Consider the following 12,263-nt stretch of genomic DNA (forward strand, 5'->3'; position numbering starts at 1 on the left):
CCTGACTTCGGTGATAAGCCTATCTAGAGAACCGGCTGGTCCTCACGCAGCCACTGGGACCAATTTGCCCGCAGCTTCGCGATCTTGGGGTCAATGATGAACTGGCAGTAGCCGACCTCGGGACGCCGGGCGTGGAAGTCCTGATGTTCAGCCTCGGCCTCGTAAACCTCTGCAAGGGGTTCCAGGGAGGTCACAATGGGGTCCTGAAAGTGCTGCTGGGCAGTGTCGATGGCCGCTTGGAATTCCCGCTTCTCCTCCTCAGAGGAGTAAAACATCGCCGACCGGTACTGTGGTCCGACATCGTGTCCCTGTCGGTTCAGGGTGGTGGGGTCATGGGTGGAGAAGAACACGTCGAAGAGCACCTGGGCAGGCAGCTGCTCGGGATTGAAGGTGATCTCCACGGCCTCGGCGTGCCCGGTGGTCCCGGAACAGACTGCGTAGTAGTTGGCGGTCTGTGCCGTGCCGCCGGTGTAGACCGAGCGCACCCGGGTCACGTCTTTGAGCTTACGAGCGATTGAGTCCAGGCACCAGAAGCATCCGGCGCCGAGGACCACTGTCCGGTCAGTCATACCGGTGCAAACTCAGCCGAGCGGCGGTTCATTCCTGGTGCCGGATCATCTTCAGGGGTAGAAATGGAGTCATGGGTGAGACGACTCCAACACTGCAGCAGGTCCTCGACGTCGTAGAAGAGCTTTGGCCGGCCTCGCTGGCTGAGTCCTGGGATGCGGTGGGGCTGGTGGCTGGGCGCCGCAGCGCCCCGGTGCAGAAGATCCATTTTGCCGTGGATCCGGTCTCAGCAGTCGTTGAGGAGGCCTGCGCTGCCGATGCGGATCTGCTGATCACCCATCATCCGCTGCTGCTGCGCGGGGTGAACTCCGTGGAGGCTGGCACTTTCAAGGGTGAGGTGATTCACCGGCTGATCGAATCTGGTTGCGCCCTGTTGACCGCTCATACCAATGGGGACTCCGCGGTGGGCGGAGTCAATGATGTCCTCGCCGAGATCCTGGGCCTTCAGGATGCCCGCCCGCTGAAACCGGCCGAGGAAGGTCTGGATGAGGAGGGCCTGGGCCGGATCGGCACCCTGCCGCAGACCACCACCCTGGGCGATTTCGCCGCCACTGTCTTCGGTATCCTGCCTGCAGTCGCCGGTGGTGTCCGGGTGGCCGGTGACCGGGACGGATTGGTCCAGCGGGTCGCCCTCTGCGGCGGTGCCGGTGATTCTCTCTTAGCCGCAGCGCGGGCGACTGAGGCTGATGTGTACATCACCGCTGATCTGCGTCATCACCCGGCTTCTGAGGCGCGGGAGGCGGTGGCCGGCCAACGGCCCTATCTGATCGATGTTTCGCATTTCGCCAGTGAGTGGCTCTGGCTGCCTGCAGCCGCCCAGACTCTGGACCGTCGCCTCGGTGATGCCGGATATGAGGTGGAGATTGCGGTCTCGGGTATCAACACCGACCCCTGGGATTTCGTCATAACGCCCCGCTAGTTCCGCCGGCGCGTACACGCCGCGCTCGGCTCTCGGATAGCTTACTCCATCCATCACGACCTAAAGTCGTCGCTCACGCTCCTCATACGCAGCTGCGCTGCTCCACGGTAAGGTAGTCCCCCGTGACTGATCTGATTATTGAGGCCGACGGCGGTTCCCGCGGCAACCCCGGTATCGCCGGGGCAGGTGCCCTTGTTCGTAATACCGACGGCGAGATCCTGGCCACTAAAGCCGTGCCCCTGGGCAAGGCGTCGAATAACGTTGCCGAGTACACCGGTCTCATCGAGGGCCTGAAACTGGCCCGCGAGATCGATCCGGCCGCCTCAGTGGAGGTCCTGATGGACTCCAAACTGGTGGTGGAACAGATGAGCGGCCGGTGGAAGATCAAACATGAGGATATGAAGCGCCTGGCCGCTGAGGCCGCGAGCATCCTCTCCCCTATGCAGGTCACCTATACCTGGATTCCACGGGCCAAGAACGGCGACGCCGACGCCCTGAGCAATGAGGCCATGGACGCCTCAGCGGCCGGAACCGATTGGGACCCGGCCGCCAGCAGAGTCGGTTAGGACTCAGACCTCGGTTTCAGTGCGGTCGTCTGACCAGCGGGTGTGGAAAGTCCCCGGCTTATCCACCCGCTGGTAGGTGTGAGCGCCGAAGTAGTCGCGAAGGCCCTGGGTCAGCGAGGCCGGCAGCCGGTCCCGGCGCAGGGAGTCGTAGTAAGCCAGCGATGAGCTGAACACCGGTGCCGGAACTCCATAGGTGGCCGCTGCCGCCACCACACGACGCCAGGCGGGCAGGCATTCGGCGATGGCCTCGGTGAACTCCTCGGCCAGCAACAGGTTCCGGGGTTGTTCCTCGGAGCCCTCATAGGCCTTCATGATGGTGTCCAGCAGGTCCGCGCGGATGATGCAGCCGGCCCGCCACAGGGAGGCGATGGTCCGCATATCCAGTTCCCAGCCGTATTCCTGGGCTGCGGCGGTGAGCATATCGAAGCCCTGGGCGTAAGAGACCAGTTTGGAGGCGTAGAGCGCCTTGCGCACATCCTCCACAAAGTCCTGTCGGGCATCCCCGGAGCCGTAGAGCTCCTCGGCGGTGACGGCCTCGTTGATTCCTGCCGGGAAGACCTGGTTGGTGATCTCGCGCAGGCCCAGCTGGGAGGAGATGGAGCGGGCGAAGACGGATTCTGCGATGGTGGTCACCGGGGAGCCGACCTCCAGGCCGGAGATGGCTGTCCAGCGGCCGGTGCCCTTCTGCCCGGCGGCGTCGACGATGACATCGACCAGGGGCCGACCGGTGAGCTCGTCTTCCTGCTCGAGGACCTCGGAGGTGATCTCGATGAGGTAGGAGGCCAGATCGGTGGTGTTCCATTCCCGGAAGACACCGGCCTGTTCGGCCGGTTCCAGTCCGGCCAGTGAACGCATGAGGTCGAAGGCCTCGCCGATGACCTGCATATCGGCGTATTCGATCCCGTTGTGCACCATCTTCACGAAGTGGCCGGCGCCGTCCGTGCCGACCCATGCGCAGCAGGGTTCGCCGTTGTAGTCGGCGGCGATCTTCTCCAGCATCGGTCCCAGGGATTCATAGGATTTCTTGGATCCGCCGGGCATGATGGAGGGCCCGTTGAGTGCGCCTTCTTCGCCACCGGAGACTCCGACGCCGACGAAGTGCAGACCCTTCTCCGCCAGGGCGGCCTCGCGCCGCCGGGTCTCCTCATAGAAGGAGTTACCGGCGTCGATGACGATATCGCCTTCTTCCAGCAGGCCGGTCAGCTCGTCGATGACGGCATCTACCGCGGCTCCGGCCTTGACCATGATCAGCACCCGGCGCGGCCGTTCCAGGGATTCCACCAGCTCAGCCAGGGACTCGGTGCGCACGAAAGTCCCCTCATTGGAGTAGGAGTTGATGAGCGCATCGGTTCGGGCGGAAGTCCGGTTGTGCAGGGCTACGGTGTAGCCATTCCGGGCCAGGTTCCGGGCGAGGTTCGCGCCCATCACGGCCAGTCCGGTTACTCCAATATCAGCGCCCACTATGTCTCCTAGGTCGGGGGTCGGATGCTGAAGTCCATCCTATAGGGGAAGCTGTGGCGTTGGGTCGGAGCCACGAAACCGGAGGATCCCTTGTGGGGAGCCGACACCGCCGTCAGGCGGTTCGGCGAGTAAAGGAGGAGGTTTCGGGGCGGAGGGGCACCCAACGCCACCTGAGCATCAGTCCCCTACAGCGTTGCGTCCGCGCTGGACGATCCGCGGATCTGGCTCCCCGACCACCTCATGGTCCTTCCCCTCGTATTCAAACTGGGAGAGGAAATACCGCATGGCGTTGAGCCGGGCCCGCTTCTTGTCATTGGACTTGATGGTGATCCACGGCGCGTGATCGGTGTCTGTGCGCCGGAACATCTCTTCTTTGGCCTCGGTATAGGCCTCCCACCGGTCCAGTGACTCCAGGTCCATGGGGGAAAGCTTCCACTGCCGGACGGGATCGATCTGCCGGATCGCGAAGCGGGTGCGCTGTTCCCGCTGTGTGACGGAGAACCAGAATTTGGTCAGATGCACTCCAGCGTCGATGAGCATCTGTTCGAAGACCGGCGCTTGGTTCATGAAGACTTCGTATTCGGCATCAGAGCAGAAGCCCATCACCCGCTCGACTCCGGCACGGTTGTACCAGGAGCGGTCGAAGAGCACCATCTCTCCGGCTGTGGGCAGGTGGTAGATATAACGCTGGAAGTACCATTGGCCGCGTTCCCGGTCACTGGGTTTATTCAGCGCCACTACCCGGGCGGTACGTGGGTTGAGGTGTTCGGTGAACCGTTTGATGGTTCCACCCTTGCCGGCGGCATCGCGGCCCTCAAAGACAATGACGTGCTTAAGCCCGTAGTCCTCAGCCCAGTACTGAAATTTCAGCAGTTCTACCTGAAGGTGGTACTTCTCGATCTCGTAGAGATCACGGCTGAGCCGGTATTCGTAGGGGTAGTTCTCCTGCCAGGTCTCCACGGCATTGCCCTGGGGGTCAATGAGATCGGGGTCAGGGGTATGACCATCCTGAACGGTGTATCCCCCGGCGCGCAGCTGGTCGATGAACTCCCGCAGATTCTGCCGCGGCTTATTGGCCTCGAGCCCTTCCCAGAGATCCTGTTTCACGATAGCTGCTGCCCTTCCTACGACTCGATGACGACGGCGTCATCTCACAACCCGCGTGTAAACGGGGCGTGAACGGTGACTTACCAGCCTACAGCGCCTGCTCCCCCATCTGCCCCGAACGGGCCAGAGCTGTGAGGCGGGAGACGGTCCGGTAGTACTTCTTCATGTATCCGCCGGAGAGCATCTCCTCGGTGAACAGCGCATCAAAGGGCACACCGGAGGCGATGATCTTCACATTCTGGTCGTAGAGCCGGTCTGCCAGGACTACAAAGCGCAGTGCCAGGGACTGGCCTTCGATCGTCTCGACGTCTTTGAGCACCAGGACATCGACACCGCTGATCAGCTGACGGTAACGGCTGGGGTGGACTTTGGAGAGGTTCTCGCACAGAGGGCCGAAATCGTCCACGGCGATCTCCTGGTCCCCATAGTGTTCAACGGCGAAGTCCTCCAGTTCCCCTGTGCTCAGCGGAGCCGGGGCCTCAGGCAGCCCACGGTGCCGGTAGTCCTCACCGTCGACCCGAATGACCCGGAACTGATCGGCCAGTACCTGGATCTCACGCTTGAAGTCGCTGGCGGCGAACCGGCCCTCACCCAGGGAGCCGGGCAGGGTGTTCGAGGTTGCGGCGAGCTTGACCCCGGCATCAGCCAGTTCACGCAGCAGCCGCGACATCAGGGTGGTGTCCCCGGCGTCGTCGAGCTCGAATTCGTCGATACAGACCAGCTGATAGTCGCTGAGCACCTCCACGGTTTTGCGGAAGCTCAGGGCGCCGACGAGGTTGGTGTATTCCACGAAGGTGCCGAAGGCGCGCTTCTCAGCGGGGACCCCCTGCTCGCCGGCTGCATGGTAGAGCGAGGCCAAGAGGTGGGTTTTGCCCACACCGAATCCCCCGTCGAGGTAGATTCCGGCCGGTCCGGTGGGCTTTTTCCCCCCGCCGAAGAGTTTGCCGAAGAATGACGACGACGCCTGCTTGCCCAAAGTGCGTGAGAAGCCCCTCAGCGCCTCCACTGCCTCGGTCTGTGAGGGGTGTTGGGGATCGGGGATGTAGCTGTCGAAGGAGACCTCGGCGAAGCGGAAGGAAGGCTCCAGACCGGCCAGGAGGTCATCGACTGTGACCTGCGGGGTGCGCTCGGCAAGTGGTTGGGCAGCAAAAGACATGGCCTCCACTCTACGCCGACTCCGGGGCTGGGCTCAGGCTGCGGGCTTCAGCTCCCTGCGCAGGATCTTGCCGGTGCGCGATTTCGGCACCTGCTCGATGAACTCCACCTCGCGGATTTTCTTATAGGGAGCCACGCGGGCGGCCACATATTCCATGACCTCCTCGGCGCTGAGCTCAGCGGGATTTCCCTGGGCATCGGCCTGCCGGACCACGAAGGCTTTGGGGATCTCCTCGCCTTCGGCGCTGGGCACTCCCACCACGGCGGCATCGGCGATCTTCTCGTGCTCCAGCAGCAGGGCTTCCAATTCGGCTGGAGGCACCTGGTAGCCCTTGTATTTGATGAGCTCTTTGAGCCGGTCCACCACTGTGAACCAGCCCCCGGAGTTGTAGACGGCGATATCTCCGGTGCGCAGCCATCCGCCTTCCATAAGTGTCGCCTCAGTGGCTGTGGGGTTGTTGAGGTATCCCTTCATAACCATGGGTCCGCGGACCCACATCTCCCCGGCTGCGGAGTCTCCAGTCTCAGGCACCTCGATGTCCTCACCGGTGGCGGGGTCGACCAGCTTAGTCTCCACCAGTGGGACACCCGGTCCGATGGAACCTTGGGGGTACTGGTCCTGACCATACGGAGACAGATGGGAGACCGGGGAGAGCTCGGTCATCCCGAAGCCTTGGCTGAGCTCGCAGCCCAGCCGGGTGGAGACGGCCTTGGCAGTGCCCTCATCCAGAGGTGCCGCTCCGGAGAGGATGGAGATCAGACTGTCGGTGTTGTACTGATCCACCAGGGGGTGCTTGGCCAGGGCCACGGCGATCGGCGGGGCGATGAAGGAGACCTCAATGCGCTGGTCCTGGATGATGCGCAGGAAGTCCTCGAGGTCGAATTTCGCCATGGTGACGACTTTGGCCCGCCGGTAGAGACCGAAGTTCATCAGCACGGTCATCCCGTAGATGTGGAACATCGGCAGTACAGCCTGGATCGGTACCCCGGGCCCGGCTGGAAGCAGATACTGGATCTGACAGGTATTGGCCACCAGGTTCTGGTGGGTGAGCATCACGCCTTTGGGCGCTCCGGTGGTGCCTGATGAGAACGGCAGCACCGCCAGATGCTCCTGGGGGTCGATATTGACCTCCGGCGGTTTAAGTCCCTCACCCAGCAGCCGCAGCAGAGAAGGGTGCACCCCGTCCTCGTCGAGCAGGATGATCGATTCAGTGCCTAGTCCTGCCTCTTCAGCCCCGGCCACTGCGTTCTCAGCCAGAGCTGAGACGGTGATCATCATCCGGGCACCGGCTGCGCGAATCTGTTTGGCCACCTCACCTGCGGTGTACATGGAGTTCACTGTGGTGGCGGTGGCCCCGGCGCGCAGAATGCCGTGGAATGCAGTGACGAACTCCGGGATGTTCGGGGCCTGCAGGGCGATCACATCACCGGGGCCGATTCCGCGGGAGGCCAGCGCTCCTGCGAGGAGGTCCACCTGTTCCTTCAGGGCCCCGTAGGTGATCTCCCGACCGGTTTCACCCTGGATCAGGGCGGTTCGTTCGGCATCCTCATCGCTGAGGTTGCCGAAGATCAGCTCATAAATACTTCCCTGAGGAATCTCAACGGGTGCATGCGGACTGGGGATGATGCTCACGTGTTCTCCTTCACTGAAGATATGTGACGCGCATCACCTTACCAGTGAGTAGTGGTCATGCTAATCCGCAGGTTCCACCGGTTCATGCTCCTCTGGCCGGCGCTGTCCCGGTTCCGGACTGGTGAACAGGGCCGTGAGCCACTCCTCTACCCGGCTGTCCCAGCGCTCGGGGTTGCGGTTCCACTCCTTGACGTGGCGGGCACCGGTGAATGGTACGAAGCTAGCCATCTTGTTCCGCCGGGCCAGATCCCGGCTGGGACCATAAGGCACGACGTCGTCGTCGATACTGTGCAGCACCAGAGTTCGCACATGCAGCTGGTCGGATCGGTCGATCCAGTTGAGGATCTTCAGGTCCACCGGTGAGGCCAGTCCGGTCACCCGGCGGCCGGCCTTATTGGAGATGAACCAGCGGGTAAGCCTTCCGATGGGCTCAGGAATCTTCAGTGCCCGAGCTTGATAGGCCAGTACGTCGATCCAGTCGATCACCGGTCCGGTCAGCACCAGCCCGCGGATATGTGCAGCAAGCGGCGAACGATCGGCGGTCTGGAGGCTGATAGCCCCACCCATCGACCAGCCCAGAAGGACGACCTCCTCGGCACCTTGGTCCAGGGCATAGCGGATGGCCTCCTCCACGTCCTCCCATTCGGTCACGCCCAGCCCATACTTCCCATCCGGAGCAGCCGGGGCCTCGCCGTCATTGCGGTAGGAGATCAGAAGGGAGTTGATGCCCAGCCGCCGCATGGCGAAGAGTGCTTTGATCCCTTCGGCGCGGGTGCCGCCGCGACCATGGACCATGATTCCCCAGACGTTCTTGCTGTACAGGGGCGCATTCTCATCAGTTGCCGGAACGTACCAGGCCGGGGCCGGACCACCGGGCAGATCCAGGACAACCTCTTCCGTGGGGAAGCCTGCTGCCTGGGGGCTCAGCCAGGGCACGGATGACCACCAACCGCGCACTGCAGTGCGCAGATCACCACCGGTGACAGCCTCTACCCGGCGGGCCAAAGTGCCGTCCCGGGGTGTGAAGCTGGTGATCTCACCGATTCTGGCGTGCCCCTTTCCGCCGTGGAAGTAGAGCCCGTAGACGCCGTCGACGACTGTCTCATCGGTGGCCGGGAGGATGACCTCATCGCCGTCACTGCCACGGACCACCGCGAGAATCTCGAGGTCCTCAACGCGCTCCTTCACCGGGGTCACCACTACCCGGGCGAAATAGCCGGCCAGCGCGGAGGCTGCAGCGGTGATAGTCATCCCGGCAGCCAGACCTGTGCCCGCCCCCAGCACCACTGACCGCATCCAGGGGGTGGGCTCAGGTTCTCGACGGAATTTCGCCAGCAGCCGTTTGGTCTGACGCTGAGTCTTCAACTGAGCAAGTTCTGCCGAATCGGCGGCCTTCTGCAGCTTCCGCCTGATCTCGCCGTTCATAGACCTCCCACCGTCTGATGACCTGCTGCTCTCTACTCTACGGCCTGAAGCGTAGACTGGTCAGGTGACTGATCCGTTCCGCCAAAAGCTGACCGATTTCGAGTACCACGTGCTGCGCGAAGGTGGCACTGAACGGCCCTATACCGGCGAGCACTGGGACAATAAGGAAGCCGGGACCTATTACTGCCGGGCCTGCGGTGACAAGCTGTTCGAATCCGAGACGAAATTCGACTCCCGCTGTGGCTGGCCGAGCTTCTACCAACCGGCCGAGGGTTCCAATGTCACCTATTTGAAGGACACCTCCATGGGTATGCAGCGGATCGAGGTCCGCTGCGGGTCCTGCGAATCCCATTTGGGCCATGTCTTCGAAGGTGAGGGGTTCTCCACACCCACGGACCTTCGTTACTGCATCAATTCAGTGTCCATGACCTTCGAACCGAAAACAGACGGAGAATGAGCAAGAAACGCGCCACCATCACCCCCGAGCTCGACGCCTCTTTCGCCTCAGATAATGTCGCCGGAGTCAGCCCGGAAGTCATGGAGGCACTGGCCGGCGCCAATCAAGGCGCAGCCCTGCCATATGGGGGTGATCAAGTCTCAGCTGAGCTGACCGACTGGGCAAAGACGGAGTTCGGCGACCAGGCGGAGATCCTCCCGGTCTTCAACGGCACCGGAGCCAATGTGGTGGCCCTGCAGGGACTGCTGCCCCGCTGGGGTGCAGCGATCTGCTCAGCTCAGGCACATGTCAATAATGACGAGGGGGCTGCCCCGGAGCGTCTCGGAGCAATGAAGCTGCTGCCGCGCCCCACAGCTGACGGGAAACTTACCCCGGCCGATATCCAGGCTGAATCCGCAGCCATCGGATTCGTTCACGCGGCACAGCCGGCAGCAGTGACTCTGACTCAGTCCACCGAACTGGGCACCCTCTATACCCCCGCGGAAATCGCTGAGGTCTCAGAGGCTGCCCATGCCCTGGGCATGGGCGTGCATATTGACGGCTCGAGGCTCTCCAATGCTGCGGCGGCCCTGGGTATGGGTCTTGGTGAGATCACCTCTGAGGTCGGAGCTGACATCATCTCCCTGGGTGGGACGAAGAATGGCGCACTGGCAGCTGAGGCCGTCGTCGTGGTCAATCCCGAACGTTGCCACGGCATTGACTACATCCGGAAGTTCTCTATGCAGCTGGCCTCTAAACAGCGCTTCGTCGCCGCACAGCTGCTGGCTCTATTCGGCACCGAGCTTTGGCGGCAGAATGCCAGCCATGCCAACGCCCAGGCTGCGGCCCTGGGCCGGGCCATTGCGGAACTGCCCGGTGCAGCCCTGCCTACCGAACCGGTGGTCAACGCGGTCTTCCCGGAGGTGACCCAGGAGATCGCCGACCGGATTCAGCAGCGCTACCTGGCCCATATTTGGGATACCTCCCCTGCAGGTAAGCCAGTGCTGCGCCTGATGTGCTCCTGGCAGACCACCGAAGAGGATATTTCGGCTCTGGTGGCCTGTGCCGCCGGGTGATTCCTGGCCTGCGCGGCGTGCCTGAGCCAGCCTGCACGACGCTCTCCATAGGCTGATGGAGTGAGCTTATTCGGGCCTGTGAGCGCAGCATCGGGGCTCAGTGGTGTGCCCGAATCCTTCCGCGCCGCTATCTACGAGCTCAAAGCTGCCGAAACCCGCTCCGAAGCAGTGGTCGAGGAGATTCCGGCACCGGCGCGTCTGGCCCCCTATGCTGTGGCCCTGAGCGCGGAGATCGAAGAGCATATGGCCACCGGGCGGTTTATCCTGCTGCATGATCCCGAGGGGCAGGAGTCCTGGAGCGGCACCTTCCGGGTGGTCATCTACATCCGCGCTGAGTTGGAGCCGGAAATGGGCAATGACCCCCTGCTGGCATCAGTTGCCTGGACCTGGCTGGCCGATTCCCTGGCCCAGCACGGTGTTCAGCACACTCAGGCCGGGGGCACCGCTACCCGCATCCTGTCGGAGTCATTCGGCTCCCTGGAGACCCGTGTGGCCAGCAACGACGTCGAACTCCGCGCCTCATGGACACCGGTGGACACCCGTTTCGGGGCGCACCTGGAAGCATGGGCAGATATGGTCTGTTCTTTCGCCGGCCTGCCCCCGCTGCCCGATGGTGTTGTCGCCCTACCCCATCTACGGAGGAATTGAGGCGATGACTCAAACAGAGGAGCAGGTGGAGGCTGAGCTGCCCCTGCATGAGGAACCCGAGGGCGGAAAAGTTCCCGCCGTGATCGATACCGAACGGGGCCTGCAGCGGGCTGCCGAGGCCATTGCCGCGGGCACTGGCCCAGTGGCGGTGGATGCCGAACGGGCCTCCGGTTTCCGCTATGGCCAGCGGGCCTTCCTGGTGCAGCTCAAACGCACCGGTTCTGGGATCTGGCTCATCGATCCAGAACCTTTTGACTCTTTGGCGCCCATCCAGGACGCCATCGGCGGGGCTGAATGGATTCTGCATGCCGCCACCCAGGATCTGCCCTGTCTGGCGGAGTTGGGCATGCACCCCCAGGAGCTTTTCGACACGGAGCTCGCAGCCCGGATGAGCGGGCTGCCGAGGGTGGGCCTCGGCGCTGTGGTTGAGCAGCTGCTCGGTGTACGGCTGGCCAAAGAGCATTCGGCTGCCGACTGGTCCAAGCGACCGCTGCCCGCAGATTGGCTGCGCTATGCGGCCCTGGATGTGGACCTGTTGATTCCCCTGCGCGAGAAGCTCGTGGAGAGTCTTCAGGCGCAGTCCAAAGCCGATTGGGCGCGTGAGGAGTTCGACGCCCTGCGCAGTTTCCAACCTTCGGTGGTCCCCTATGAGGACCGCTGGCGGAAGACCTCGGGCCTGAACCGGCTGAAGTCCCCCCGGCAGTTGGCGGTACTGCGTGAGCTGTGGCGGGCCCGGGAGGATCTTGCCCAGAAACGCGATCTTGCACCGGGACACCTGCTTCCAGATTCAGCGCTGGTCAAAGCCGCCGAGGCCATGCCGAGGACTGTTCCGATGCTGCTGAGCACTGATGGCTTCCACGGCCGGGCCGCCAAACGGGAAGCTCGCCGATGGCTGGCTGCAGTGCAGACCGGGGCCCGCAGTGAGGACCTTCCGGCCAAACATGTCCCATCCGGCACTCCCCCGGCTCCGCGAACCTGGCGGGACAGGAATCCGCGGGCCTTCGCCCAGTTCCGCACGGCCCGGTCGAGACTGGCCCGTCGCGCTGAGGAGCTGGAGATGATGCCGGAGACTCTGCTGGCACCGGCAGTGCTCAAACAGCTGTGCTGGACACCTCCGGAGTCCATCGATCTCGATACGGTCAGTGAGGCCCTGAGGGAGTTCGGCGCCCGGGACTGGCAGGTGTCTCAGAGCGCTGCCATCATCACAGTTGCCATGCTTGACCCTGAGGATCTTACTGAGCAGTAGTATTCGGTATGATGTGATGCAGAC

The 12,263-nt window shown here is 63.1% G+C and carries 12 protein-coding genes; 6 read left to right on the forward strand and 6 right to left on the reverse strand.

The features are described 5' to 3' along the window. Window positions 1-23: 23 nt before the first annotated feature. A complete protein-coding gene (msrA, locus tag HGQ17_RS01855) occupies window positions 24-569 on the reverse strand; it encodes a peptide-methionine (S)-S-oxide reductase MsrA (RefSeq protein ID WP_168886251.1) in 546 nt (181 codons plus the stop codon). Window positions 570-640: 71 nt separating this feature from the next. Between msrA and HGQ17_RS01860 the strand changes: the two genes are divergently transcribed. Next, window positions 641-1,486 carry a Nif3-like dinuclear metal center hexameric protein gene (locus HGQ17_RS01860; RefSeq protein ID WP_168886252.1) on the forward strand — a complete coding sequence of 282 codons (846 nt, stop codon included), beginning with the start codon at window positions 641-643 and terminating at the stop codon, window positions 1,484-1,486. Window positions 1,487-1,608: 122 nt separating this feature from the next. Continuing rightward, window positions 1,609-2,052 (forward strand): reverse transcriptase-like protein, encoded by a 444-nt coding sequence (locus HGQ17_RS01865; RefSeq protein WP_168886253.1) that lies wholly within the window; start codon window positions 1,609-1,611, stop codon window positions 2,050-2,052. 3 nt (window positions 2,053-2,055) lie between these two features. On the opposite strand, the gene gndA is transcribed toward HGQ17_RS01865, so the two are convergent. The 5 genes from gndA to HGQ17_RS01890 form a co-directional block, all read right to left on the reverse strand. Further along, on the reverse strand, window positions 2,056-3,513 hold the full coding sequence (gene gndA / locus HGQ17_RS01870) for an NADP-dependent phosphogluconate dehydrogenase (RefSeq protein ID WP_168886254.1): 1,458 nt from the start codon (window positions 3,511-3,513) through the stop codon (window positions 2,056-2,058). Window positions 3,514-3,690: 177 nt separating this feature from the next. Continuing rightward, the gene (gene ppk2 / locus HGQ17_RS01875; protein WP_168886255.1) at window positions 3,691-4,620 is read right to left on the reverse strand and encodes a polyphosphate kinase 2; all 930 of its coding nucleotides are present in this window, start codon (window positions 4,618-4,620) and stop codon (window positions 3,691-3,693) included. 88 nt (window positions 4,621-4,708) lie between these two features. Further along, window positions 4,709-5,776, reverse strand: coding sequence for a cell division protein ZapE (zapE, locus tag HGQ17_RS01880; RefSeq protein ID WP_168886256.1), 1,068 nt, complete (start codon window positions 5,774-5,776; stop codon window positions 4,709-4,711). 33 nt (window positions 5,777-5,809) lie between these two features. Beyond that, window positions 5,810-7,408, reverse strand: a complete 1,599-nt coding sequence (locus HGQ17_RS01885; protein WP_324615142.1) for an AMP-binding protein — start codon at window positions 7,406-7,408, stop codon at window positions 5,810-5,812. A 60-nt stretch (window positions 7,409-7,468) separates the two neighbouring features. Beyond that, window positions 7,469-8,833 carry an alpha/beta hydrolase family protein gene (locus HGQ17_RS01890; protein WP_168886257.1) on the reverse strand — a complete coding sequence of 455 codons (1,365 nt, stop codon included), beginning with the start codon at window positions 8,831-8,833 and terminating at the stop codon, window positions 7,469-7,471. Window positions 8,834-8,897: 64 nt separating this feature from the next. Between HGQ17_RS01890 and msrB the strand changes: the two genes are divergently transcribed. From msrB to HGQ17_RS01910, 4 genes are all read left to right on the forward strand, one after another. Further along, window positions 8,898-9,290 carry a peptide-methionine (R)-S-oxide reductase MsrB gene (gene msrB / locus HGQ17_RS01895; protein ID WP_168886258.1) on the forward strand — a complete coding sequence of 131 codons (393 nt, stop codon included), beginning with the start codon at window positions 8,898-8,900 and terminating at the stop codon, window positions 9,288-9,290. Beyond that, a complete protein-coding gene (locus HGQ17_RS01900; RefSeq protein WP_168886259.1) occupies window positions 9,287-10,345 on the forward strand; it encodes a threonine aldolase family protein in 1,059 nt (352 codons plus the stop codon). The genes msrB and HGQ17_RS01900 overlap by 4 nt, the downstream gene beginning before the upstream one ends. A 78-nt stretch (window positions 10,346-10,423) precedes the next feature. Beyond that, the gene (locus HGQ17_RS01905) at window positions 10,424-10,993 is read left to right on the forward strand and encodes a DUF3000 domain-containing protein (protein WP_168886260.1); all 570 of its coding nucleotides are present in this window, start codon (window positions 10,424-10,426) and stop codon (window positions 10,991-10,993) included. A 4-nt stretch (window positions 10,994-10,997) separates the two neighbouring features. After that, window positions 10,998-12,239 carry a ribonuclease D gene (locus tag HGQ17_RS01910; protein ID WP_168886261.1) on the forward strand — a complete coding sequence of 414 codons (1,242 nt, stop codon included), beginning with the start codon at window positions 10,998-11,000 and terminating at the stop codon, window positions 12,237-12,239. Window positions 12,240-12,263 lie beyond the last annotated feature (24 nt).

Origin of the sequence: Nesterenkonia sedimenti (genome assembly GCF_012641515.1) — a bacterium.
GTDB lineage: Bacteria > Actinomycetota > Actinomycetes > Actinomycetales > Micrococcaceae > Nesterenkonia > Nesterenkonia sedimenti.

What these genes read in the sequence shown, in the direction of transcription:
- msrA (WP_168886251.1), bottom strand. Translation starts at nt 569, where the DNA reads ATGACTGACCGGACAGTGGTCCTCGGCGCCGGATGCTTCTGGTGCCTG.
- HGQ17_RS01860 (WP_168886252.1), top strand. Translation starts at nt 641, where the DNA reads ATGGGTGAGACGACTCCAACACTGCAGCAGGTCCTCGACGTCGTAGAA.
- zapE (WP_168886256.1), bottom strand. Translation starts at nt 5,776, where the DNA reads ATGTCTTTTGCTGCCCAACCACTTGCCGAGCGCACCCCGCAGGTCACA.
- HGQ17_RS01890 (WP_168886257.1), bottom strand. Translation starts at nt 8,833, where the DNA reads ATGAACGGCGAGATCAGGCGGAAGCTGCAGAAGGCCGCCGATTCGGCA.
- HGQ17_RS01900 (WP_168886259.1), top strand. Translation starts at nt 9,287, where the DNA reads ATGAGCAAGAAACGCGCCACCATCACCCCCGAGCTCGACGCCTCTTTC.
- HGQ17_RS01910 (WP_168886261.1), top strand. Translation starts at nt 10,998, where the DNA reads ATGACTCAAACAGAGGAGCAGGTGGAGGCTGAGCTGCCCCTGCATGAG.